Below are 23,540 nucleotides of genomic sequence, written 5' to 3'. Positions count from 1 at the left end.
CGTTGTTGTTCCGCCCTGTAGGGAGAGAGTCAGTGTCTAAGCGTCGTGTGGTGATTACGGGTCTCGGCATCGTTTCCCCGGTCGGTTCGACGGTGGAGTCGGCCTGGGAGAACATTGTCGCGGGCAGGAGCGGCATTACGCCCATCGACGTCTTCGACGCCTCGGCGATGCCGGTGCGCATCTCCGGTGCGGTGCGCGACTTCGACGCGGACGCCTACGTCCCGGTGAAGGAGCAGAAGAAGATGGACACCTTCGTCGTCTATGGGCTCGCCGCGGGTCTGCAGGCGCTGGAGGACTCCGGCTTCGAGGTCAGCGAGGAAAACGCCGACCGGATCGGCGTCGCCATCGGCTCGGGGATCGGCGGTCTGCCCTACATCGAGCGTTCCTATGCAGCCTATCTGAAGGGCGGGCCGCGCAGGATCTCCCCATTCTTCGTGCCCAGCGCGATCATCAACATGGTCGCGGGCAATCTTTCGATCATGAAGGGCCTGAAGGGTCCGAATATTTCCATCGTCTCGGCCTGCGCCACCGGCACCCACAACATCGGCGACGCGGCAAGGATGATCGCCTACGGCGACGTCGACGCCATGCTGGCCGGTGGCGCGGAGATGGCGACGACGCCGCTCGGCATCGGCGGCTTCGCCGCAGCCCGAGCCCTGTCGACCCGCAACGACGATCCCGCGCGGGCATCGCGGCCCTGGGACCGCGATCGCGACGGCTTTGTGCTCAGCGACGGCGCGGGCGTGCTGATGCTGGAGGAATACGAGCACGCGAAGAAGCGCGGCGCCCGGATCTATTGCGAGCTCGGGGGCTTCGCCTGGAACTCCGATGCCTTCCATATGACCCAGCCATCCCAGGGCGGGGAGGGGGCCGCGAACTGCATGCTCCGCGCGCTGAAGGACGCCGGGGTCGACGTGACCGAGGTGGGATACATCAATGCCCACGGGACATCGACTCCGGCGGGTGACCTGGCCGAGACGATGGCCCTGAAGCGCGCTCTGGGGGACCATGCCTCGCGGGTGCTGGTGAACTCCACCAAGTCGATGACCGGCCATCTGCTCGGGGCGGCCGGCGGGATCGAAGGGGTCTTCTCGGTGCTGGCCCTGTACTACGGCGTGTCGCCGCCGACCATCAACCTGGACAACCCGGGGGAGGGCTGCGATCTGGACTACGTGGCGAACGAGGCCCGCGACATGAACACCCGGGTGGCACTGTCCAATTCGTTCGGCTTCGGTGGCACCAACGGCACGCTGCTGTTCCGCACGCTGTAGCAGGCGCCGTGTCCGTCCGGCCGATCGCGACCGGCGCGGATCTCTTTGCGCTGGCCCGGACCTTTCCGGAGCGCTACCCGCACCTGCTCGAGTCGGCCCTGATCGGGCAGGGTCCGGCTCGCTTCTCGATCCTTTTCGCCTTTCCCGGGCGCACCATCATGGGCAACGGCGGTGCGGTGATCGCGCAGTTGCAGAGTGTCGGCGCCTTCGGCGCGCCACCGGCCGCCCCGGAACATACGGACCTGCCGTTTCTGGGGGGATGGTTCATCTACCTGGGGTACGAACTCGCGTGGAACCTCGAGCCCGCACTCGGCACATGTCAATCGGACCCCTGGCTGCCACGGGCCCTGGCCACGGAATTCCCTGCCGCGCTGGTGATCGATCACCGACAGGCGCGGACCTATTTCGTCGATGAGTCGGGCGACCCGGGACGTTGGGAACAGGTCTGTCGCGATCTCCAGGATACCGGCCCCTGGCATCCGGAGACCTGGCCCGCACTCCGTGTCGAGGAGGAACCGGCGGACGACTACCTGCGGGCGGTCCGTCGCGCACTGGGCTACATCCGGGACGGCGACTGCTTCCAGGCCAACCTCTCGCGCGAATGGCGGGTGCGGGCCCCGGGGCCGGTGGATTCCGCGGACCTGTACCGGCGCCTGCGGCAGGCCAACCCGGCGCCTTTTGCCGCCTGGCTTCGGCTGCCCGGTGGGGAAGTGGTCAGTTCGTCCCCCGAGCGGCTGGTCAGCGTGCGTAACGGCCTCGCGGAGACACGGCCAATCGCAGGCACCCGTCGAAGGGATCCGGACAGCGTGAGGGATCAGGCCCTCTGGAACGAACTGAAGATCAACGCCAAGGAGAAGGCCGAACACGTGATGCTGGTCGACCTCGAACGGAACGATCTCGGTCGCGTCGCCCGGACCGGAACGGTGCGCGTCGCGGATTTCATGACCATCGAGAGCTATCGGCGCGTGCACCACATCGTTTCCTCCGTTCAGGCCCGGCTGCGCCCGGGAACAACGCCCGGAGACCTGATCCGCGCCACCTTTCCCGGGGGGACGATTACCGGTTGCCCGAAGATCCGCAGCATGCAGATCATCCAGGAGCTGGAACGGGGCGCGCCGCGGGGCGCCTACACCGGTTCCTGCGGCTATATCAGTCGACACGGGATGATGGACACGAACATCCTGATTCGCACGCTGGTCATCCGCGGCGCGGAGATCCGCTTTCGCACCGGCGCGGGGATTGTCGCGGATTCCGACCCGGGGGCCGAGCTGCGCGAGACCCGTCACAAGGCCCACGGGCTGCTGGATGCGCTGCGCTCATGACCATCCTGGTCAACGGCGAGCCGGGGGCGGCGGTCGCGGCGAGCGACCGCGGCCTGCAGTTCGGAGACGGCGTGTTCGAGACCGTGCGAATGCAGGCCCACCGTCCGGTGTTGTGGGGGCGGCACTGGGGCCGGTTGTGCCGTGGGCTGGAGCGGCTCGGCATCCCGCGGCCGCCGGAACAGGCCTGCCTCGACGAACTGCTCCAGGTGTCCATCGACGTCCCGTCGATGGCCAAGCTGATCGTCACTCGCGGACCGGGTCCACGCGGGTACGCGGCGCCGTCGCGCCCGCGGCCCACGCGCATCGTGATGGGCGGGGCGTCGCTGGATATTGCAGACGCCTCGGACATATTGCGCCTGGGCGTGTGCGCGACCCGCGCCACACGCAGTCCGGCCCCGGGCTGCAAGCACCTGAACCGGCTCGAGAACGTGCTGGCACGCCAGGAGTGGGGCGAGGACTGGGACGAGGGGCTGATGCTGGATGCCGGAGGGAGGGTACGCTGTGCGACGCAGAGCAACGTGTTCATCGTCGAGCAGGGCGTGTTGCTGACCCCGCCACTGAGCACGCACGGGGTCGCCGGGACGCGCCGCGACTGGCTGCTCGACCACGGCGCGGCCTTCGGGCTCACCGTGCGCGAGACCAGTCTCACCCTGGCGCGGGTGCGCCGCGCAGACGCGATCTTCCTCACCAGCGCGCGGCTCGGGGTGCGCCGCGCGGTGCTCCTGGGACAGGAATCGCCGAAGGGCGCGAGCCGGCACGGCAAGGGCCTGCTCGATCGCATCCATGAGATCGGAGAACGAATGCATGCGCTGGATTAGTCTTTCCATCCTGCTCCTGGTGATCGCGGGCGTCCTGGTCGGGACCCATCTGGCCAGCCTGTACCAGAAGGAGCTGCTGCAACCGCTGGCGCTGGAAGAGGACCAGGTCTTCGTGGTCCGGTCCGGGCAGGGGTTCCGCCAGATCATCAGTGAGATGGAGGACCGCGGCTGGATCCACCACGCATGGCTGGCAGAGGCGCACGCCAGGTACCACGGCATCTCCGGGCGGCTGCAGGCGGGCGAATACCGTGTACCCGCGGACATTGCACCGGCGGAACTCCTGGACCGAATGGCCCGGGGCGCGGTGATCAGTCATCAGCTGACCATTCCGGAGGGCTGGACCGCGCAACAGTTTCTCGACGCGGTGCAGGCGCACGATGCCCTGCGGGCGATGCCGGAGCCGTTCGAGCCGGAGGCGGTGATGACGATGCTGGGGCGTCCGGACATGCACCCGGAGGGCTGGTTTCTGCCGGACACCTATGTCTTCGGGCGGGACACGCCGGCCGAGCGGATCATCCGCATGGCACACGAGGCAATGGAACGAACACTGGAGCGCGCCTGGAACAACAGGGCCGAGGAACATCCGCTGGATTCCCCCTACGAACTCCTCATCCTGGCCTCGATCGTGGAGAAGGAGACCGGCCAGTCCGAGGAGCGCGCCATGGTGGCCGGCGTGTTCGTGAATCGTCTGCGGCGCGGGATGCGGCTGCAGACCGACCCGACGCTGCTGTACCCGGTTGGCCCGGACGTCACGCGGCTGACGCGAGCGGAACTGCAGCGGGACCATCCCTACAACACCTACACGCGCGATGGCCTTCCGCCCACGCCGATCGCGCTGCCGGGACAGGCCGCGATCAATGCGGCGGCCAATCCGGCCGAGACCGACGCGCTGTTCTTCGTGTCGCGCAAGGACGGCACCCACGCGTTTTCCCGAAGCTACAGCGAACATCGGGCCGCGGTGATCAAGTACCAGCTGGACGGCGACGCCAGCCGCTACGGAAGGCGCTGACGGTGGCCGGTGTCCGGGGACGGTTCATTACCTTCGAGGGGATCGAGGGTGCCGGCAAGTCGACCCAGCTCGAGCGCCTGCTGCGCCGTTTCGCGGGCAACGGCCCGGAGGTGGTGGTCACGCGGGAGCCGGGCGGAACCGCGCTGGGCGAGAGGCTGCGCGATCTGCTGCTCGATCCCTCGATCGGAACCATGGCCGCCGAGACCGAACTGCTGCTGATCTTCGCCGCGCGTGCGGAACACCTGCGCCGTTGCATCGAGCCCGCGCTCGCGCGCGGCGCGTGGGTCTTCTGCGACCGGTTCACCGACGCCAGCTTCGCCTACCAGGGCGCCGGGCGCGGACTCGGTATGGACAGGGTCGCGGCGCTCGAGGACTGGCTTCAGGGCGATCTGCGGCCGGACCTCGTGCTGCTGTTCGATGTCCCGCCCCGACTGGGGCTCGAGCGGGCCCTCAGCCGGGGCAAACGCGACCGCATGGAGAACGAGGACCTCGCCTTCTTCGAGCGCGCGCGGGCGGCCTACCTGGAACGGGCACGCCTCCGGCCGCGGCGCTACCGCGTGATCGACGGCGCCCTGGACGTTGACAGCGTTGCAGCGGCGGTCGATGCCGCCTGGTCCGACTGGCTCGCCGCGGCCAATCATGGCCCGGTTCCGGGAGACGACAGGTGAACGGCGGGGACCAGGCGGCGTTCCCGCCCTGGCTCCAGGGCCGCCTCGGCGAGCTGGTCCGGCTGGTCGGCTCGGGACAGACACCGCCCGGCCTGCTGGTGACGGGCCCGAAGGGTGTGGGCAAGGGGGTGCTCATCCGGGCCTTCCTGCAGCGCATGGCCTGTACCGAGGGCGCAGAGGGGCTCTTCGGCTGCGGCCGATGCAACGGCTGCCGCAGCTTCCTTGGCGGGACGCATCCCGAGATCCTGCAGGTCACGCCGGAGGTGCCGGGGAAGGAGATCCTGATCGACAGCATCCGGGCCGTGATCGAATTCCTGTCACTCAGTCACGGGGGACCGGCGCGGATGGTCTTCATCGAGCCGGCGGAGGTGATGAACCTGAACGCCGCCAACGCCCTGCTCAAGACGCTTGAGGAACCGCCCGGGGGCGCGATGCTCCTGCTTGCCGCGGCGCAGCCTGCACGGCTTCCCGCCACGATTCGCAGTCGCTGCCGGCTCCTGAGCGTCCCGGTGCCGGAACGCGCGGTGGTGGAGAGCTGGCTGAGGCCACTGGAGCACGACGCGCTGAGCGCGGACGAGGCCCTGGCCGCGTGCCTGGACCGGCCGCTTGAAGCGCGGGCGCTGCTCGACGACGAGGCCGCGCAGGCAGCGTGGCGCTCGGATCGGGCCGCACTGGACACGCTGCTGCGCAGCCAGTCACCGTTCCCGGTGGTCCAGCGCTTCCTCGAATGCGGACTGGCGTCCCTGATCCCGCGCCTGCAGCGGCTGCTGGTATCCGCCCACCACTACCTGGTGCAGGGTGAGGCGGATGCCTTCGGACGGCTGTTCGGAACCGATCTGCTGCGACCGTTCGCGGCCAGGCTGGGCATGCGCGGGACCGCGCTGCTGTATCAGGACTCGCTGCAGTGGCAGCGTGAACTGCAGGCCCCGCTGAATCCGAACCTGCGCTGCGAGGACATCGTGCTGCGTTTCTGGCGCCACCCCATGTCATCCTGATTCCGCGGCACTGGCATTGAAGCGAAAAAACGGGCGATAATCGAAGGCCAGGCTGGTTGCGGCGAGGACATGCCGCTAGCGTGTGATCGCCTCCGCGGCCGGCAACGCATGTGAGCTTTTCGAATGGTCCCGCACGGCGAGGTTGTGATGAGACGATGACGGCACCTGCGAGGGGGCGCATTCTGACGCTGGCGATCCGGGAGAAGTCCGCCCTGTTCGCGGCCTATATGCCTTTTCTGACCAACGGCGGACTGTTCATTCCCACCGACAAGCCGTTCCGCCTCGGCGACGAGGTCTTCGTGCTGCTCTCGCTGCTCGACGAGTCCGAACGGATTCCGGTTCCCTGTCAGGTAGTCTGGGTGACCCCGGCCCGGGCCCAGGGTAACCGCACCCGGGGCATCGGCGTCCAGTTCAGCCCCAACGACAAGGGGTCCACCCGGCGGCTGATCGAGAACCACCTCGGGGGCATGCTGCAGTCCACGGGACGCACGCACACGCTCTGACCCCGCGGGCCACTGCCGGCCGTACCTGTGGCCGTCAGGCCCGCATACCCTCGGCGACCGCCGCGAGCGCGCAGTCCAGCACCTCGGTCGAAAGATAGAAATGCGGCGAGAAGCGTATGCCGCCCCCCCTTTGCGCGCACAGCACGCCACGTTCCTGCAGCGCCCGGTAGAGCGATTCGGTATCGCCCCGCGCCGGGGCGAAGGTCAGGATGCCCGCATGGCGTCCCCGCTCTACCGGTGTGACGGTCCTGCATCCCAGTCGTTGCAGACCCTCATGAAGATGCATCCACCGGGCCTCGATTTCCGCCGCAACCGTATCCATCCCGGTCTCGAGCAGCAGGGACAGGCTGGCGTGCAGCGCGTGAACGCCCAGCAGGTTGGGGCTGCCGGGTTCGAAGCGGCGCGCATCCGGGGCCTCGGCGAGTTCGTAGTGGCTGTAATCGCCCGCATCGGCGAGCATGTGCCAGCCGTATTCCTGCAGCAACAGCCGCTCGCGCAGTTCCGGGCGCACGTGAAGGAGCGCGATACCCTCGGGCGCGAGCAGCCACTTGTGCGCGTCCGCCATCACGAAGTCCGCCTGAACGGCCGCCAGGTCGAAGGGCAGGGCGCCGAGGTGCTGGATCGCGTCAACGCAGAACAGCACGCCCCGGCGGCGCAGCGCGGCGCCCAGTCGCTCGAGGTCCAGTCGCAGGCCGGTGGCGAACTGCACCGAACTGGTCGAAAGCAGCGCGGTGTCACCATCGCAGGCCGCCAGCAGGGCCGTTTCCGGGTCGTCGAAGGGCAACCCGACCTCGCGGACCTCGAGTCCGAAACGCTCCGCCGCCTTGATCCACACCACCCGGTTCGACGGAAACTCGCCTTGCGGTATCACGATGTTCTGCCCGGATGACCATGGCAGTCCGAAGGCCACGATGGACAGCGCCTCCGAGGTATTCTTCACGAACGCCACGTCACTGGCGGTCGCGGCCCCGAGCAGCTCGCGGGCAAGCGCGCGGGTCGCCGCCTCGACCTTCAGCCACGCACCGTAGTGCAGGGAACCGGTGACGGCGTTCTCGCGGGCAAAGGCGGTGACCGCCTCCGCGGTCCGCAGGGGCCAGGGTCCGACCGCCGCGTGGTTCAGATGGATGATCTGGGATTGCGGAAATTCCGGGTGCATGATGGACTCCGTGCGTGATCCGCCAAGCGTGTCAGAATCGGGACGCACGTCAAGGCACAGCGGCCGCACTGGGTGACCGCCGGTCCGATCCCGACCGGGGTTGTCGGGCCGTTTCCCGGATTGTTAACCTTGCAGGCTGTTCTTGCGAAGCCCTTTTGCGCCCCCATCACGGCCGTCGCGACTCTCACCGGTCACACGCATCCGGGCGCAGGGCCCGGTGCCCTCGCGGCCAATCCCTTTCTTGTCGTTTCAGGAGAAACTGGATGAATTCAGTTCTCAAGTTCTTTCGCGACCCCGATCTCGGGAGCATCGAGGCACGCCGCTTTACGGTCTTTACCGAGCGTGGCCTCGACCGCATCGACGCACTGTCGAATGTCCCCGAGGAAATGCGCGAGGAGATGCGCGTGGTCGCCAGCGTGCTGCCGTTTCGCGTAAACCAGTACGTGATCGAAGACCTCATCGACTGGTCCCGCGTTCCGGAGGACCCCATCTTCCAGCTGACCTTTCCGCAGCGCGGGATGCTGGACCCCGAGTCCTTCGAGCGAATGGCGGAACTGCACCGGTCCGGGGCCGGGCGCGACCAGATCACCGCCCTGGCGTGGGAGCTGCGCGAGTCCCTGAACCCGCACCCGGCCGGGCAGCGGGAACAGAACCGGGCGCTTGACTCCGAGGGAAGGACCATCGCGGGCTTGCAGCACAAGTATCGAGACACGGTGCTCTTCTTCCCGGCCCAGGGACAGACCTGTCACAGCTACTGCACCTTCTGCTTCCGCTGGGCGCAGTTCGTGGGGGACAAGGCCCTGCGCATGGCCTCGAATGAGGCCGGGCAGATGCACGACTACCTCCGTGCGAATCCCGCCGTTTCGGATCTGCTGGTCACCGGCGGCGATCCGATGGTGATGAAGACCCGCAGCCTGGCCGAATACCTGGAGCCGCTGCTGGGGTCGGCCTACGATCATGTGCAGAACCTGCGCATCGGCACCAAGGCCCTGACCTTCTGGCCCTACCGCTTCGTCACGGACCCGGATGCCGACGACCTCCTGCGCCTGCTGGAACGCCTGGTGGAGGCGGGCAAGAATGTTGCGATCATGGCCCACTACAACCACTGGCGGGAACTCGACACCCCGATCGCCCGGGCCGCCATCCGCCGCCTGCGCGAAACCGGCGCGACCATCCGGTCCCAGGGGCCACTGCTGGCCCACATCAACGACCGGGCCGAGGACTGGGCGCGCCTGTGGCGCGACCAGGTCGGAGCGGGGATTTACCCGTACTACATGTTTGTCGAGCGTGACACCGGCGCGCGGCGCTACTTCGAGGTCCCGCTGGCCCGCGCCTGGCAGATCTACCGGGAGGCGCTGCAGTCGGTGTCGGGACTCGCTCGTACCGCGCGGGGGCCGTCGATGAGCGCGGGCCCGGGGAAGGTGGAGGTGCAGGGCGTGACGGAGATCCACGGCGAGAGGGTCTTCGTACTGCGCTTCGTGCAGGGTCGGAATCCGGACTGGGTACAGCGGCCGTTCTTCGCACGCTTCGATCCCGAGGCCACCTGGCTCGACCAGTTGCGTCCCGCCTTCGGAGGGGAGCGTTTCTTCTTCGAGGAGGAGTACCCGCTGACGGCGTCCTGATCAAGGGCTAGCGAGATGCCGAGCCGGGCGGGCAAGACGACAAAACGGGGACAGATTCATTAATCTTTCCCGGGGCAGGGTGACCCCCGGAGCAGGGTGCTGGCGGAGGGGGTGAGAGCGAACAACGACCGGTTTCCAATTCTGTCCCCGCGCGATCGCGGCGTTACAATGCCGCGATGGACTCGAATACCCTGAAACAGCGCGATCACGCGGCCCTCTGGCATCCCTGCACCCAGATGAAGGACTACGAAGAGGAGGGGGTCCTCCCGATGCTGGCGATCCGCCGCGGCGAGGGCGTCTGGCTGGAGGACTTCGAGGGCAAGCGCTATCTGGACGCGGTCAGTTCCTGGTGGGTCAACCTGTTCGGGCACGCGAACCCCGTGATCAACGCCGCGATCCGGGACCAGCTGGAGCAGCTGGAGCACGTGATCCTGGCCGGGTGCACCCACGAACCCGTCGTCCGACTCTCCGAGCGTCTGATCGCGCTGACGCCGGAACCCCTGACCCGATGCTTCTTCGCCGACAACGGCAGCGCGGCGGTCGAGGTGGCGCTGAAGATGAGTTTCCACTACTGGAGGAACCGCGGGCATCCGGAGAAGCAGCGCTTCATCTGCCTGACCAACAGCTATCACGGCGAAACCCTCGGGGCCCTGTCAGTGGGAGCGGTGGACCTGTACCGGTCGACCTACGCGCCCCTGATGCTGCCGGTGATCACCGTGCCCGGGCCGGACTGCTTCGAACGCGAGGAGGGCGAGACCTGTACCGACGTCGCGCGGCGCCAGTTCGAGCTGATGGAGGCGACCCTGGCGACCCACGCCCACGAGGCCGCCGCAGTGATCATCGAGCCGCTGGTGCAGTGCGCCGGCGGGATGCGCATGCACGACCCCGAGTATCTTCGGCTGCTGCGTGACGCCTGCGACCGCCATGGCGTCCACCTGATCGCCGACGAGATCGCGGTCGGCTTCGGCCGCACCGGCACGATGTTCGCCTGCGAGCAGGGCCCGATCGCACCGGACTTCCTGTTGCTTTCGAAGGGCCTGACCGGGGGCTATCTCCCGCTGGCCGTGGCGCTGACCACCGACGAGGTCTATGACGCCTTCTACGACGACTACGAGAAACTCAACGCCTTCCTGCATTCGCATTCCTACACCGGAAACCCGCTGGCCTGCCGCGCGGCGCTGGCGACGCTGGACATCTTCGAGAACGAGCCGGTGCTCGAGCGCAACCGCATACTTGCGGAGCACATCGCAAAGGCGCTTGCGCCGCTGCGGGATCATCCGAACGTGGCCGAGGTGCGTCAGACCGGAATGATCGCGGCGGTGGAACTGGTGCAGGACAAGGCCTCGCGCACGCCATTCCCCTGGCAGGAGCGACGGGGACTGGAGATCTACCGGCACGGCCTCGAGCGCGGCGCACTGTTGCGGCCACTGGGAAACGTAAGCTACCTGATGCCACCGTACGTGATCACTGAGGACCAGATCGGTTTTCTCGCGGAGGTGATGGGGGAGGGGATCGAACGGGCCACGGGATGTTGATGGTTGGCGTCTCTTCCATGCCCGCCGCGACCCCTTGCCCGCAGCGAGAGCCAGGCACGGCACGGTCGTTTCGGTTCCGATGGAGCAGGCTTCCGCGGAGCCATCCGGCGAGGAGAGCCAGCAGCGTGAATGTGAACGTGAGCATTGCGGCTTCGCCGGACATCGCGACCACCGCATGCCGCTGATCGATGGACGCCGGAGAGAGGCAGGGCAGGAGCAGGCCGACAGCACTGCCAGCACCGGCAGAAGCAGCAACTGCTCCAGCTCAGACCATGGGATGTGCAGCTCGAACGGTTGCTAGGGCAGCTGGGAGCTGAGTAATCGGCAGACGAAGAAGCCGGAACATCCGTTTCAACTGCCCGTGCGTCGTGCCGGGCTCATCACTGCCTGCACGAAGGCGGCACGCTCCACGGGGCTCGGTGGCGGGTTGGGCTGAACGGCCTCGATCCGATCGATGCGTGCACGCAGTCCGGCGGCGTTCGCCACCTGTACGGCGAGCCCGGGGCGGGCATTCAGCTCCAGGATGAGGGGGCCGAGGTCCCGATCCAGCACCACGTCGACACCGAGATAGCCGAGGCCGGTCAGTTCATGGCAGCCGGCGGCCAGTGCCAGCAACCGATCCCAGGCCGGTATCGCGATGCCACCGATCGGCGCCCCGGTGTCGGGGTGCCGTTCAACGATCTCGTTGTGCCAGACGCCGTGCCCGGTCACTCCCGTTGTGATATCGATCCCGACACCCACCGCGCCCTGGTGGAGATTGGCCTTGCCATCCGACCCGCGCGTTGGAAGGCGCGCCATGGCCATCACGGGATAGCCGTGGTAGACCACCGTCCGGATGTCGGGGACGCCCTGGAAGCTCACCTTGGCGAACAGGGAGTCGAAGCGGACCCGGTATTCGATCATGGCCTTGTCCGGCTGCCCGCCCAGGCTGTACATGCCGCTGAGGATGTTGGAGACGTGGTGCTCGAGGCCCTCCATGTCCTCCAGCACGCCACTGGCCTTGCGGAAGCGTTCCCCCATGCGCCCGGTGATCACCAGGATGCCGTTGCCGCCACTCCCGTGCGCCGGCTTGATCACGAAGTCCTCGCGGCCGGCGATCAGCTCACGTAGACGCCGGGCCTCGTGGTTGGTCTCGAGGACCCCGTAGAGTTCGGGGACCGCGATGCCGGCCTCGAGCGCGAGCTTCTTTGTCAGCAGCTTGTCGTCGACCAGCGGGTAACGCCGGCGGGGGTTGAGGCGCGCGATGAACTCCACGTTGCGCTCGTTCATGCCGACGATGCCGCGGCGATGCAGTTCGCGGGGCGTGATGAACCAGCTCATGGGCCCGGGCGGCCTGCGAGGGCGCGGAAACGGATCAGCTCGGACAGGCGGTATCCCTTGTAGCGCCCGAGCAGCAGCGTGACAGCGAGTACGATCAGCAGGAGTTCCGGAAACACGAAGATCAGGTGTTCCATGTAGGGATTGATCATCAGCAGATATCCGACGATCGCGGCGCCCATGCTTCCGATGCCCTGACGGATCGCATCGCCCGGCCCGTGCTCCTCCCAGATGATGGACATGCGCTCGATGGTCATCGCCAGGATCACCATCGGAAACAACGCGACGGCGAGGCCGTGCTCGATGCCAAGGTGGTAGCTGAGGATGCTGAGCATCAGCATCAGCATCACCACCACGATCACCACCGCGGCCAGCCGCGGCACCAGCAGCAGCTTCAGGTGTTCGAGATAGAAGCGGATGGCGAGTCCCAGTGACACGATCAGCGTGAACAGGATGACGCCGCGGAGAAGCTCGGTCTCGCGGAACGAGAGCGCGATCAGCACCGGCATGAAGGTCCCGAAGGTCTGCACGCCGACCACGTTGCGCAGCAGGACGATGATCATCGCGCCGACCGGGACCATCAGCAGGACGCGATACATGTTCTGGGTCTGCACCGGCAGGCCAAGCAGGGAGAAATCCGCGATGTGCGATTCCAGCAGTTGCGCGCGTTGCTGGGCCGCGTCCACCGCGTTCTGGAAATTGCGTGTGACGGCGAAACTGACCTGCGCGTTCCGGGCACGCCTCAGTTCCACCGGTTCCTGGTCGCCGTACCACCAGACCAGGAAATTGGGCGGATACCCTACGCGTCCGTCGGCCGGATTGATGGGCACCCACTCCCGGGTGTTGTGCACCTCCAGCCAGGTCCGTATCGGCAGGTCGCGCGCCTGGTCCGTCAGCTGGATCCCGTGCGCCATGCGGGCCGGAATGCGGGCACCGGCCAGGAGCCGTATCGCGGCACGGGCACGGTCGCGTTCGTCGCCTTCCCGCGGAACGAACAGCGCAATGTTCTCGTCCTGCGCGCTGATCATGTCGTTCACCAGCACGTTGGCGAAGGTGGTGATGTCGGCGGAGCGCTCACGTACCCGCTCGATGATCGCGGTGGCCGCCGATGCGTAGGGCTCCTCGAACTCCGGAGCGGCCGCGGGCCCGGGGTATTCGGGCGGGGGTCGCAGATGCCGGTCGAGCTCGTAGAAGGTGGCCCGGTAGTAGATGGCCTGGCGGCCGCTCGGATTGCGCGCGGTCCATATGGCCTCGCGATTCTCGCCGCTCATGCCGGTGGTGAGGCCGTAGTCACGGGACACGAAGTGCTCGTCCAGTAGCGCCAGCCCCGGGGGCTGATGCGGGATGAGGACGCGGGCAGTAACGGCGCCGCCGGTGGGCTCGAAGGCTACCCTGGCCTCCACGATCCAGTTGTCGGTGGTCTGGGCCGGCACCATCGGGAAGCCGAGGTGCCGGACCTTGTGCTGGAATATGCCCAGGCTGATCGCCGCCAGGGCCAGGATCAGCAGCGGCAGATGAAATCGCTTCATGCTTCCGGGTCGGAGCCGGGGTCGGCAGGCCCGCCGTGCGCCTCCGTATCGGGGTCGGCGGCACTGTCGGCGTCTGGCGGGCAACCGGGGCTGTGAAGAAAGGTCTCCGCGGAATCCACCAGGATGATGCCGCCCAGGTGATTCCGGCCGACAAGGGCCTGGTAGTTCAGGTGCGTCCGATCGACCAGGCTCACTTCCTCTTCCCGGTAATGCGGTCCGATGCACAGACCGATCGACACCACGGGTCGGCGCTGGAATCCGCCATCGTGTTGCAGGATGCGCACGTTACGGGTGATCGGTCGTTCCAGACGCACGCTGTTGTCCGCGTCCTCGGGGTCAATGATGTCGAAGGCGATCCACCGCTCCCCGTTGCGCTCGAACCGTTCCCTGTTCAGGGCATTCAGCGACGAGGTGGTGGCACCGGTATCCAGCTTGGCCTTCAGCGAGATGCCTTCGGGCAGGATCTCGATCCGCTCCACCCAGCCGTGGATCGTGCGGACATGGTCCTCTTCTGCCGTGATGCTGCCGGCCAGCGCAACACCGAGCAGTAAGGCTATGGGGAAAAACGGGAAACGCATGGACGCCTCGGAATCTGCCAGCCGCGGAAGGCTGGCGCAGTCGGGTTATAACCGTCTCAATATACGCGATTTTGCCCCAGCGGTTGCGAACGGAACACCTGTGCGGACCGGCCCGAAGCGGTACCCTCCGCATCGCGTCCACCCGTGCTCCGCAACCACCTGGATGGTTTATCCTCACGGCATGAGCCCGAGGTTACTGTTGCGGCGTCACCGTTCGACCCTGCTGATCGCGGCGGTCGCGCTGCTGCTGGTGCTGTGGATTGCGAGCGGAGTGGTCGGGCGCGATCCGCCGGTGATGGAGACGCGCCAGGAACACGCATTGCCGACGGTGGCCGTGCGGGTGAGCGACGCAGAGCGGATACAGCGGCTGGTGACGCTGCAGGGTGAAGTGCTGCCGGACCAGCAGGTCACGGTACGCGCCGAGACGGAAGGCCGCCTCGTGGGGACGCCGGTTCCGCTGGGGGAGGCCGTGGGCGCCGGCACCGTGATCGCCCGCATCGGGATGGACGATCGGGAGGCCCAGCTGCGCCGCGCCGAGGCCGCGGTGCGGGGGCGGCAGGCCGATTTCCGGGCCGCAGAGGAGCTGGCGGAGGAGGGGTATCAGGCGCAGCTGCAGGTGGATTCCGCACGCGCGGAGCTCGAGGCGGCGCGGGCGGAACTGGAGTCGGTGCGGCTGGACATCGAGCACACGCGCGTGAAGGCCCCGATCGCAGGCGTGCTGAACCACCGAACGGCCGAGGTGGGCGACTACCTGTCGGTCGGCGCGGCGGTTGCGGAGATCGTGGAGAACAATCCGCTCAAGGCGGTCGTCCAGGTGCCGCAGCACAACATCCACCGGATCCGGCAGGGACAGACGGCCAGCCTGGAATTCGGTAACGACCGGGGCCGGGAAGGAACGATCCGGCACGTCTCGGCACGAGCCGATACCCAGACGCGAACCTTTCGCGTCGAGATCGAGGTGCCCAATGCCGACCGGATCCTGCCCTCCGGCATCAGCGTGCAGGTGAGAATTCCGGTGCAGGAGGTGATGGCCCACCGGATCTCCCCGGCGCTGGTCACGCTGGACCCGGACGGGCGCCTGGGCATCAAGATCCTCGAGAACGAAGACCGGGTCGCCTTCCATCCGATCGACCCCGTGCGCGCGGACAGTGAGGGGCTGTGGGTGGACGGACTTCCGGAAACCGTGCGGATCATCACGGCAGGCCAGGGGTTCGTGAACGAGGGGGACAGGGTGCAGATTCGGCCGGAGGATGCGGGACCCGTCCAATGAACCTGCTGATCCGGGCCGCGATCGACCGGAGCCGCACGATGCTGCTCCTGCTGCTGCTGATGCTGACCGCAGGCAGCATCGCCTACCTGGTCATTCCCAAGGAGGCGGCACCGGATGTCGAAATCCCCATCTTCTTCGTGTCCGTCCCGCACGCCGGCATCTCCCCGGAGGACAGCGAGCGTCTGCTGGTCCGGCCGCTGGAGCGCGAACTGCAACCAGTGGCCGGCCTCGACGAACTCCAGGCGCAGGCCGGCGAGGGCTTCGCGCTGATACAGCTGGATTTCGAAGCGGGCTACGACAATCGGCAGGCGATGGCCGACGTGCGCGAGAAGGTCGATCTGATCCAGGGGCAGCTCCCGCCGGGTACCGAAGAGCCGGAGGTGACCGAGGTCGATCTGTCCCTCTTTCCCGTACTGGTGGCGACCCTGTCCGGATCGGTCCCGGAACGTAGCCTGGTCCGCATCGCACGGGATCTCCGGGACCGGCTGGAGGCGTTGCCGGGCGTGCTCGAGGTTCACATCGGCGGCGATCGCGAGGATGTCCTCGAGGTGATGGTGGATCCGCTGGTGATGGAGACCTACCGGCTTCCCTACCGGGAGCTGATCGAGGCGATCGAGCGCAACAACCGGCTGGTGGCAGCCGGTGCAATGGATACCGGTGCGGGGCGGGTCACCCTGAAGGTCCCCGGGGTGATCGAGTCGCTCGAGGATGTCCTCGAGCTACCGGTCAAGGTGGAGCAGGGGACCGTGGTCACCTTCGGTGACGTGGCCACCGCGCGCCGAGGGTTCAAGGACCCCGAGGAATTCGCGCGGGTGAACGGCCGCCCGGCGGTGGCACTGGAGATCCGCAAGCGTGCGGGCGCCAACATCCTCGATACCGTGTCCGACGCCCGCGCGGTGATCGAGGCCGCCGCCGAGGACTGGCCGCAGACCGTCACCGTCGACTACCTGCAGGACATGGGACAGGATGTCCGCGACCTGCTCGGCGACCTCGAAAACAACGTGATTACGGCGATCCTGCTGGTAATGCTGACCATCGTCGCGGCGCTGGGCGGTCGTTCATCCTGGCTGGTCGGACTCGCCATCCCGGGCGCGTTTCTGGGTGGGATTCTGGCCATACAGCTGCTCGGATTCACGCTGAACATCGTGGTGCTGTTCTCGCTGATCCTCGTGATCGGCATGCTGGTGGACGGCGCAATCATCGTGGTCGAGCAGGCCGACCGCTACCTCGCCGAGGGACTCGAACGGCGCGAGGCCTTCCGGCGCGCGTCGATCCGCATGGCCTGGCCGGTAATCGCCTCCACCGCCACCACTCTGGCCGTCTTCTTTCCGATGCTGTTCTGGCCCGGGATGATCGGGGAGTTCATGTTCTACCTTCCGGCCACCGTGCTGGTCACGCTCGCCGCATCACTGCTGATGGCGCTGCTGTTCATCCCGGTGCTGGGCGGTCTGATCGGGGGACGCGATGCCAGCCGGCCCGAGCAGGTGAGGCACATCCTCGCCGCCGAACAGGGCGATTTCTCGAAGGTGGATGGCTTGACCGCGAGCTATATCGGGTTGTTGCGGCGATTGCTGCAACGGCCCGGCCAGACCCTTGCGATCGCGCTGATGCTGGTGCTGGCGGTGTATGCAGCCTACACGGAATTCGGACGCGGCGTGGAGTTTTTCCCGCAGGTGGAGCCGCGCTTCGCGCAGGTCCAGGTGCAGGCACGCGGTGATCTCTCGGTCTGGGAAGCGGACCGGCTCGTACGGATGGTCGAGGCACGGCTGATGGACGTGCCGGAGATCAAGACCGTATACGCCCGGACCATCGGTGCGCCCAGGACACGTCTGATGGCGGACTATGCGGAGGACGTGATCGGCGTGATACAGCTGGAACTGCGCGACTGGCGTGTTCGGCCTCCTGCCTCCGAGATCCTGGAACGCCTGCGCCGGGACACCTCGGACCTGCCGGGAATCCGGCTCCAGTTCCGGGAACAGGAGGGCGGACCGCAGATGGGCAAGCCGATCGAGGTGGAGGTCTCGCATCGTGACCAGGAGGTACTGAACGACGCGGTCGTGCATCTGCGCGAACTGATGGAACGCATCGGCGGTTTCGTGGACGTTGGAGACGACCGTTCACTGTCCGGCGTCGAACTGCGCCTGGACGTGGACCACCGGGAGGCGGCGCGCTACGGCGCGGACATCAGTCTGCTGGGCAACGCCGTGCAGATGGTTACGCAGGGGATCCGTCTCGGCGGATACCGGCCCGATGACGCCGACGAAGAAGTGGACATCCGGGTGCGCTTTCCCTTCGACGAACGCAATCTCACACAACTGGTGAACCTGCGCGTGCCGACTGCCTACGGTCTGGTGCCGATCGAAAACTTCGTGGAATTCAGGCCGGCCCCCAAGACCGGGATCATCAAGCGGGTGAACGGGCAGCGGACCCTGACGGTCTCCGCCGATGCCGCGAAGGGGCGGCTGGTCGACGACCAGGTCCGTCGCCTCGAGGCCGCCCTCGAAGAAGATCCACTCCCAGAAGACGTGCGGTTGCGCCTTCGGGGCCAGGCGGAGGAGCAGGCGGAGGCCGCCGGCTTCCTTGGCTGGGCCTTCCTGCTCTCGGTCTTCCTGATGCTGGTGATCCTGGTCACCCAGTTCAACAGCCTGTTCCAGGCCGCACTGGTGCTCTCGGCGATCGTGTTTTCCACCTCGGGCGTGCTGCTGGGACTGCTGCTGCGGCAGGAACCCTTCGGGATCGTGATGAGCGGCGTCGGGGTCATCGCACTCGCGGGTATCGTGGTGAACAACAACATCGTGCTGATCGATACCTTCAACCGTATGCGCCAGCAGGGACTGGGGGCCGTGGACGCAGCGCTGCGCACGGGCGCCCAGCGGCTGCGCCCGGTACTGCTGACCACAGTGACCACCATCCTCGGCCTGATGCCGATGGTGTTCGCGCTCACGGTGGACTTCATCGGCCGGGACGCCAGCGTGGGGGCGCCGTCCACCCAGTACTGGGTGCAGCTGGCCACTGCAATCTCCGGAGGCCTTGTCGTCGCCACGCCACTGACGCTGTTGCTCACGCCGGTGCTGCTTGCGTGGGGCAGCCGTGAACACGCGCGGTCGTCCGCGGATGCACTGAAGGAACCCGCAGCCGGGGCCACGGCGCACAAGGAGGCGTAGGCCGGTATCGGAAGAAAGCGGCGGCAGTTGGCGCGCGCCACTGGAGAGTGCGCCATCCCGTAATTACGCATAATGTATATTATGTTAAATAACATAACGATCAGCCGTGTTGCGTGCGAAGGGCTGAATCGTTGCGTGGCGTGGAAGGTGTCGCGTTCTCCCACCGCGCTCGGCCGCCCGGGCAGCGCCCCCGCCCACTACGGAGCCGGCAGCTCCCGGCAGCGCTTGATCACCAGCGGGAGCAGTTGTTTCACCCGACCCATCGCGCTGTCGAGGTGGCGGGCGATGTCCTCCATCGTGATCAGGCCTTCCGAACGCCCGGCCGCCCGGTTCGCGACCACGGCGCAGCAGGCGTAACGAAGTTCAAGTTCGCGCGCGAGCGCCGTCTCCGGCATTCCGGTCATGCCCACCAGGTCGCAGCCGTCGCGCTCCAGGCGATCGATCTCGGCTGCGGTCTCCAGCCGGGGACCCTGTGTTGCCGCATAGGTGCCCCGCTCCATCGCACCGAGGCCGAGCTCGCGGGAAGCGGCGATCAGGGTCTGGCGCAGACCTTCGTTGTACGGATAGGTCATGTCGACGTGGGTCACGCCGTCGTCGCCATCGCCTTCGAAGAAGGTGTGGTGGCGCGACCAGGTGTAGTCGATGATCTGGTCCGGGATCGCGATGCGTCCGGGGGTCATGTGCTGCGTGATGCCACCCACTGCGGCCACTGCCAGCACGGTCTCCACGCCGGCATTCTTCAGCGCCCAGAGATTCGCCCGATAGTTGACCTGATGCGGGGGGATCGTGTGATGGGCCCCGTGTCGGGGCAGGAACAGGACCTCGTGTCCGTGATACTGGCCGATGGTCAGTGGACCCGAGGGTTCCCCGTAGGGAGTGTGCATCACCTCCCGCCGGCTGATCTCGAGATCCTTCAGCCGCGTGAGGCCGGTGCCCCCGATGATCGCAAGACGTCCCCCGCTCATGGCCTCCGGCGTTCCCTTACAGGCCCCGGACCGCGAAGATGCCGGGGGCGTTGCGCAGATAGTCATGGTAGTCCATGCCGTACCCGAAGAGGTATCGATTCGGCGCGTCGAGCGCCGCGTGGTCCACGGTGATGCCGGGATCCCGGGCCGGGTTTTCCTTGTTCACCAGGACAATGCTGACGACGCGACTCGCGCCCTGCTCCATGCAGAACCCGCAGATCCCGTCGAGCGTCACCCCGCCATCCAGGATATCGTCCACCACCACCACGGTGCGGTCCTGCATCGGGGTCTGCGGACGCACCAGCCAATGCAGATATTCGCCCCCGGAGGTCGCGCCGCGGTAGCGCGTCGCATGCAGGTAGTCGAGCTGCATCGGGAAGGACCAGCGCGACAGCAGGCCGCCGAGCAGGACCACGCAGCCATTCATCACCCCCAGAACCAGCGGGTTTGAATGGGACAGGTGGGCCGCGGTGGTTTCCGCAAGGCGGTCGATGGCCCGCTCCACCGCATCGCGGCTGTACAGGCAGTCGGCCTCGCTGAGAACGACGCGCACCTCTTCAGGGGTCATTGGAGGGGCCGCAGGCTGCCCCCGGCCGCGTCGCGGCCGGGGCGCCCGGGTATCAGTAGGTGAAGGTGACGGTGTCGTCGTCCATCGCCTCGGAGATCACGTAGGCGCCGCCCACGGTCTCCTCGACCTCGGGGATCAGGTCGTCGCCCCAGAGATCCAGGGTCGGGGTGCACACCTTCAGCGAGACACCCGCCTCCACCGCGTCCTTGATGAATTCGTACACGGACTTCGAGCTTCCCTCCTGCACGAAGAGGTTCTCGGCCACGCCCTTCTTGGCCAGCTCGCCGGCGCGGCCCGTCAGGACCAGCTCGACGTCGTATTCCATGGCCGCCGCCACGGTGGCCTGGAAGAAGGGCGCACCCAGTTCGGAACCGTTACGGGGATCGGTATTCACCATTACGATGAGGAGTTTGTCGGCCATGCAGTTTCTCCAGCAGTTGAATGAAAAAATTCCGGAGGGTCCCGGTGGATGGCATTCCACCGGCGACGATCCGGATCGCGTTATTTTAGACCATAATAATGCAGTAACGCACGTCCGGCGTCAGATTCCGCTCACGCACCGCGACCGGCCCGGACCCTGCAAGGGTTCGCAGCGGACGGGATCGATGGCGGTCGTCGTTCGCGCCGGGCGACAGCCGGATGCCGTGCTCAGGCGGGTGCGCGGAAGCGCTTCAGGCGCAGCGCGTTGGCGACCACGCTGACGCTCGAGAAGGCCATCGCCAGGGCCGCGAACACCGGCGAGAGGAGCAGGCCGATGGACGGATAGAGCACACCGGCCGCAACCGGCAGCAGGCTCGCGTTGTAGGCGAAGGCCCAGAAAAGATTCTGCTTGATGTTGCGCAGCGTGGCCCTGGACAGGGCGATTGCCTGCCGGATGCCCGAGAGATTGTCGGACATCAACACGACCTCGGCCGACTCCATCGCCACGTCGGTGCCCGACCCGATCGCGATCCCGATCTCAGCCTGCGCGAGCGCGGGGGCATCGTTGATGCCGTCGCCTACGAAGGCCACCCGGCGACCGTGCTGCTGCAGAGCGCGGACCGCCTCGACCTTGCCGTCGGGCAGGACCTCCGCAATGACCTCGTCGATGCCCAGCTGGCGTGCGATCGCCTCCGCGGTACGGCGATTGTCCCCGCTGACCATCACGACCCGCAGCCCCTCTCCCTGCAGCCACTCCACTGTGGGCGCGGCGCTCGGCTTCGGCGGGTCCGAGACCGCCAGCAGCGCGGCGAGGCGTCCGTCAACCCCCACGTATAGCGTGGTCGCGCCCTGATCCGCCATGCGGTCGGCATCGGCGTCGAACTGGACGGTATCCGCGCCGGATTCGGCCAGAAAACGCCGGGAACCGACACGGACCTCGCGCCCCTCGACCGTCGCACGCGCCCCCTGCCCCGGCTCGGCCGCGAAGTTCCGGGCCACCTCCGCGACAAGCCCGCGCGCGTCGGCGCCGCGCACGATCGCCTGGGCGATCGGGTGTTCCGAGTGCGTCTCCACGCTGGCCGCCAGCGCGAGCACCGCTTGCTCTTCGAAGCCCTCGGCAATCCGGACGCCGGTCAGCTCGGGGCGCCCCTCGGTCAGGGTTCCGGTCTTGTCCATCGCCACGACCTCGATGTCGCGCAGGGCCTGCAATGCGTCGCCACCCCGGAACAGCACCCCCATCTCGGCCCCCTTCCCCGTGCCGACCATGATGGAGGTGGGCGTGGCCAGCCCCATTGCGCAGGGGCATGCGACGATCAGTACCGCGACCGCATTCACCAGTGCCAGCGTCAGCGCCGGCGCCGGGCCGAAGATCAGCCAGACGACGAAGGTCAGCACGGCGATCCCGATCACCGCCGGCACGAAGTATCGGGTAACCTGATCCACCAGTGCCTGGATCGGCAGCTTGGAGCCCTGCGCCGCCTCCACCATGCGGATGATCTGGGCCAGAACCGTGTCGGTGCCGACCCGGGTCGCGACAAAGGTCAGGCTGCCCTCCCCGTTCACCGTCCCCCCGACGACCTGCGCCTCGGGCTCCTTCAGCACCGGGACGGGCTCGCCGGTGATCATCGATTCGTCCACCCAGGAGGAACCTTCGACCACCCTGCCATCGACCGGGAGACGTTCGCCGGGGCGCACCAGTACATGGTCCCCGGGACTCACCTCGTCCGCGCCGATCTCGACCGTCCTGCCGTCACGCATCACCCGGGCCGTGCGCGGACGCAGGCCCATCAGCTTGCGGATGGCCTCCGAGGTCGCGCCGCGGGCGCGGGCCTCGAGCACCCGGCCGAACAGGATCAGGGTGATGATCACCGCCGCCGCCTCGTAGTAGACGTGCACCGTCCCCGCCGGCAGCAGCCCCGGAGTGAAGGTGGCGACCAGCGAATACCCGTAGGCGGCCGACGTGCCCAGCATCACCAGCGAGTTCATGTCCGGGGCACCCTGAAGCAGTGCGGGCCAGCCCTTGCGGTAGAACAGCAGGCCCGGCCCGAACTGCACCCCGGAGGCCAGGACGAAGAACAGCAGATGAAGGTTCTGTGTGCCGATCGTGCCCTGCACCCAGGCACGCAGGGCCGGCACCAGGTGACCCCCCATGTCCAGCAGAAAGATCGGCAGCGTCAGCGTGGCCGCGAACAGCAGGGACCGCTTCAGCCCGCGGTATTCCGACTCCCGTGCGGCCCGCTCGCGGTCCGGGCGGTCCGCGGCGGCGCCCTGGATCTCCGCCTCGTAGCCCGCCGCCTCCACCGCTGCGACGAGTTCAGCGGGATCCGCCAGCGCCGGCAGGTAACGTACCCGTGCGGCCTCCGTGGCCAGGTTCACGTCCGCCTGCAGCACCGCCGGGTGCCGCTGCAGCGCCTCTTCCGCCCGACCCACGCATGACGCACAGCTCATGCCACGCACGCTCAGGGTGACCTCGTCGCTGCCGGGCTCGTAGCCGGCCTTCTCGACCGCCGCCACCACCGCAGCCGGGTCCGCGCCGTCCAGTTCCACGCTCGCCTTCCCGGTCGCCAGGTTGACGTTGGCGGCGACCACGCCGGGCACCGACCGGATCGCGTCCTCCACCCGGGCGACACAGGAGGCACAACTCATTCCGACCACCGGCAGGTCCAGGGTCCGGGTCCTGCGGCTCCGTTCGTTTGGCCTCGGGAGGGAGATGTCCATCGTCAGAGTCTAGACGCATCCGCATGGGCTGCGGCGGCGTGCGGCCAACGGGGAGCCTCGCTTGCGGCGGAAGCAAGCTTCCGCACTCCATGATGGCTCGGGTGCCGTGTGC

The 23,540-nt window shown here is 67.4% G+C and carries 19 protein-coding genes; 11 read left to right on the top strand and 8 right to left on the bottom strand.

What is annotated here, in order from left to right; all coding sequences use genetic code 11:
• Nucleotides 1–32 precede the first annotated feature (32 nt).
• The 7 genes from fabF (at nt 33) to ACESMN_RS00630 (ending at nt 6,586) form a co-directional block, all read left to right on the top strand.
• Nucleotides 33–1,271, top strand: a complete 1,239-nt coding sequence (gene fabF / locus ACESMN_RS00660; protein ID WP_373051652.1) for a beta-ketoacyl-ACP synthase II — start codon at nt 33–35, stop codon at nt 1,269–1,271.
• A gap of 8 nt (nt 1,272–1,279) precedes the next feature.
• On the top strand, nt 1,280–2,593 hold the full coding sequence (locus ACESMN_RS00655; RefSeq protein WP_373051651.1) for an aminodeoxychorismate synthase component I: 1,314 nt from the start codon (nt 1,280–1,282) through the stop codon (nt 2,591–2,593).
• A complete protein-coding gene (locus tag ACESMN_RS00650) occupies nt 2,590–3,411 on the top strand; it encodes an aminotransferase class IV (RefSeq protein ID WP_373051650.1) in 822 nt (273 codons plus the stop codon). Before ACESMN_RS00655 ends, ACESMN_RS00650 begins: the two co-directional genes overlap by 4 nt.
• The gene (gene mltG / locus ACESMN_RS00645; protein ID WP_373051649.1) at nt 3,398–4,420 is read left to right on the top strand and encodes an endolytic transglycosylase MltG; all 1,023 of its coding nucleotides are present in this window, start codon (nt 3,398–3,400) and stop codon (nt 4,418–4,420) included. Before ACESMN_RS00650 ends, mltG begins: the two co-directional genes overlap by 14 nt.
• Nucleotides 4,417–5,088, top strand: coding sequence for a dTMP kinase (gene tmk / locus ACESMN_RS00640; protein ID WP_373051666.1), 672 nt, complete (start codon nt 4,417–4,419; stop codon nt 5,086–5,088). The genes mltG and tmk overlap by 4 nt, the downstream gene beginning before the upstream one ends.
• Nucleotides 5,085–6,083: a DNA-directed DNA polymerase gene (locus ACESMN_RS00635; RefSeq protein ID WP_373051648.1), complete on the top strand. Its 999-nt coding sequence runs from the start codon at nt 5,085–5,087 to the stop codon at nt 6,081–6,083. The genes tmk and ACESMN_RS00635 overlap by 4 nt, the downstream gene beginning before the upstream one ends.
• A 155-nt stretch (nt 6,084–6,238) precedes the next feature.
• Complete coding sequence (locus ACESMN_RS00630; RefSeq protein WP_373051647.1) at nt 6,239–6,586, top strand: PilZ domain-containing protein; 348 nt, start codon at nt 6,239–6,241, stop codon at nt 6,584–6,586.
• Nucleotides 6,587–6,620: 34 nt separating this feature from the next.
• Here ACESMN_RS00630 and ACESMN_RS00625 read toward each other — a convergent pair whose 3' ends face one another.
• Nucleotides 6,621–7,742, bottom strand: coding sequence for an aminotransferase class V-fold PLP-dependent enzyme (locus ACESMN_RS00625; protein WP_373051646.1), 1,122 nt, complete (start codon nt 7,740–7,742; stop codon nt 6,621–6,623).
• Between the two features lie 263 nt (nt 7,743–8,005).
• On the opposite strand from ACESMN_RS00625, the gene ACESMN_RS00620 reads away from it, so the two are divergent.
• Entirely contained in the window at nt 8,006–9,364 is a 1,359-nt protein-coding gene (locus tag ACESMN_RS00620; protein ID WP_373051645.1) for a KamA family radical SAM protein, read from the top strand.
• A gap of 176 nt (nt 9,365–9,540) precedes the next feature.
• Complete coding sequence (locus ACESMN_RS00615; RefSeq protein WP_373051644.1) at nt 9,541–10,899, top strand: adenosylmethionine--8-amino-7-oxononanoate transaminase; 1,359 nt, start codon at nt 9,541–9,543, stop codon at nt 10,897–10,899.
• Between the two features lie 351 nt (nt 10,900–11,250).
• Here ACESMN_RS00615 and ACESMN_RS00610 read toward each other — a convergent pair whose 3' ends face one another.
• The 3 genes from ACESMN_RS00610 to ACESMN_RS00600 are packed head-to-tail and all read right to left on the bottom strand — an operon-like array spanning nt 11,251 to nt 14,323.
• Complete coding sequence (locus ACESMN_RS00610; RefSeq protein WP_373051643.1) at nt 11,251–12,219, bottom strand: alpha-L-glutamate ligase-like protein; 969 nt, start codon at nt 12,217–12,219, stop codon at nt 11,251–11,253.
• A complete protein-coding gene (locus ACESMN_RS00605) occupies nt 12,216–13,745 on the bottom strand; it encodes an inactive transglutaminase family protein (protein ID WP_373051642.1) in 1,530 nt (509 codons plus the stop codon). The genes ACESMN_RS00610 and ACESMN_RS00605 overlap by 4 nt, the downstream gene beginning before the upstream one ends.
• Nucleotides 13,742–14,323: an ATP-dependent zinc protease gene (locus ACESMN_RS00600; RefSeq protein WP_373051641.1), complete on the bottom strand. Its 582-nt coding sequence runs from the start codon at nt 14,321–14,323 to the stop codon at nt 13,742–13,744. The genes ACESMN_RS00605 and ACESMN_RS00600 overlap by 4 nt, the downstream gene beginning before the upstream one ends.
• 181 nt (nt 14,324–14,504) lie before the next feature.
• Here ACESMN_RS00600 and ACESMN_RS00595 point away from each other — a divergent pair, with 181 nt between their 5' ends.
• Both ACESMN_RS00595 and ACESMN_RS00590 read left to right on the top strand, forming a co-directional pair.
• On the top strand, nt 14,505–15,593 hold the full coding sequence (locus tag ACESMN_RS00595) for an efflux RND transporter periplasmic adaptor subunit (protein WP_373051640.1): 1,089 nt from the start codon (nt 14,505–14,507) through the stop codon (nt 15,591–15,593).
• The gene (locus tag ACESMN_RS00590; RefSeq protein ID WP_373051639.1) at nt 15,590–18,757 is read left to right on the top strand and encodes an efflux RND transporter permease subunit; all 3,168 of its coding nucleotides are present in this window, start codon (nt 15,590–15,592) and stop codon (nt 18,755–18,757) included. The genes ACESMN_RS00595 and ACESMN_RS00590 overlap by 4 nt, the downstream gene beginning before the upstream one ends.
• A gap of 197 nt (nt 18,758–18,954) precedes the next feature.
• Here the strand turns inward: ACESMN_RS00590 and ACESMN_RS00585 are convergent, their stop codons facing one another.
• From ACESMN_RS00585 to ACESMN_RS00570, 4 genes are all read right to left on the bottom strand, one after another.
• The gene (locus tag ACESMN_RS00585) at nt 18,955–19,722 is read right to left on the bottom strand and encodes an S-methyl-5'-thioinosine phosphorylase (protein WP_373051638.1); all 768 of its coding nucleotides are present in this window, start codon (nt 19,720–19,722) and stop codon (nt 18,955–18,957) included.
• 16 nt (nt 19,723–19,738) lie between these two features.
• Nucleotides 19,739–20,290, bottom strand: coding sequence for a hypoxanthine-guanine phosphoribosyltransferase (locus tag ACESMN_RS00580; protein ID WP_373051637.1), 552 nt, complete (start codon nt 20,288–20,290; stop codon nt 19,739–19,741).
• A gap of 52 nt (nt 20,291–20,342) precedes the next feature.
• Nucleotides 20,343–20,711, bottom strand: a complete 369-nt coding sequence (locus tag ACESMN_RS00575; protein ID WP_373051636.1) for a DsrE family protein — start codon at nt 20,709–20,711, stop codon at nt 20,343–20,345.
• Between the two features lie 227 nt (nt 20,712–20,938).
• Nucleotides 20,939–23,428: a heavy metal translocating P-type ATPase gene (locus ACESMN_RS00570; RefSeq protein ID WP_373051635.1), complete on the bottom strand. Its 2,490-nt coding sequence runs from the start codon at nt 23,426–23,428 to the stop codon at nt 20,939–20,941.
• Nucleotides 23,429–23,540 lie beyond the last annotated feature (112 nt).

It is taken from the genome of Thioalkalivibrio sp., from assembly GCF_041690275.1.
Classification (GTDB): Bacteria; Pseudomonadota; Gammaproteobacteria; order Ectothiorhodospirales; family Ectothiorhodospiraceae; genus Thioalkalivibrio.
This window is presented reverse-complemented; position numbering and strand designations above follow the sequence as displayed.

Bases quoted from the DNA above. Each gene is read 5' to 3' on its own strand.
- ACESMN_RS00650 (WP_373051650.1), top strand. From the start codon at position 2,590: ATGACCATCCTGGTCAACGGCGAGCCGGGGGCGGCGGTCGCGGCGAGC.
- mltG (WP_373051649.1), top strand. From the start codon at position 3,398: ATGCGCTGGATTAGTCTTTCCATCCTGCTCCTGGTGATCGCGGGCGTC.
- ACESMN_RS00630 (WP_373051647.1), top strand. From the start codon at position 6,239: ATGACGGCACCTGCGAGGGGGCGCATTCTGACGCTGGCGATCCGGGAG.
- ACESMN_RS00625 (WP_373051646.1), bottom strand. From the start codon at position 7,742: ATGCACCCGGAATTTCCGCAATCCCAGATCATCCATCTGAACCACGCG.
- ACESMN_RS00620 (WP_373051645.1), top strand. From the start codon at position 8,006: ATGAATTCAGTTCTCAAGTTCTTTCGCGACCCCGATCTCGGGAGCATC.
- ACESMN_RS00615 (WP_373051644.1), top strand. From the start codon at position 9,541: ATGGACTCGAATACCCTGAAACAGCGCGATCACGCGGCCCTCTGGCAT.
- ACESMN_RS00610 (WP_373051643.1), bottom strand. From the start codon at position 12,219: ATGAGCTGGTTCATCACGCCCCGCGAACTGCATCGCCGCGGCATCGTC.
- ACESMN_RS00605 (WP_373051642.1), bottom strand. From the start codon at position 13,745: ATGAAGCGATTTCATCTGCCGCTGCTGATCCTGGCCCTGGCGGCGATC.
- ACESMN_RS00600 (WP_373051641.1), bottom strand. From the start codon at position 14,323: ATGCGTTTCCCGTTTTTCCCCATAGCCTTACTGCTCGGTGTTGCGCTG.
- ACESMN_RS00595 (WP_373051640.1), top strand. From the start codon at position 14,505: ATGAGCCCGAGGTTACTGTTGCGGCGTCACCGTTCGACCCTGCTGATC.
- ACESMN_RS00590 (WP_373051639.1), top strand. From the start codon at position 15,590: ATGAACCTGCTGATCCGGGCCGCGATCGACCGGAGCCGCACGATGCTG.
- ACESMN_RS00585 (WP_373051638.1), bottom strand. From the start codon at position 19,722: ATGAGCGGGGGACGTCTTGCGATCATCGGGGGCACCGGCCTCACGCGG.
- ACESMN_RS00580 (WP_373051637.1), bottom strand. From the start codon at position 20,290: ATGACCCCTGAAGAGGTGCGCGTCGTTCTCAGCGAGGCCGACTGCCTG.
- ACESMN_RS00575 (WP_373051636.1), bottom strand. From the start codon at position 20,711: ATGGCCGACAAACTCCTCATCGTAATGGTGAATACCGATCCCCGTAAC.
- ACESMN_RS00570 (WP_373051635.1), bottom strand. From the start codon at position 23,428: ATGGACATCTCCCTCCCGAGGCCAAACGAACGGAGCCGCAGGACCCGG.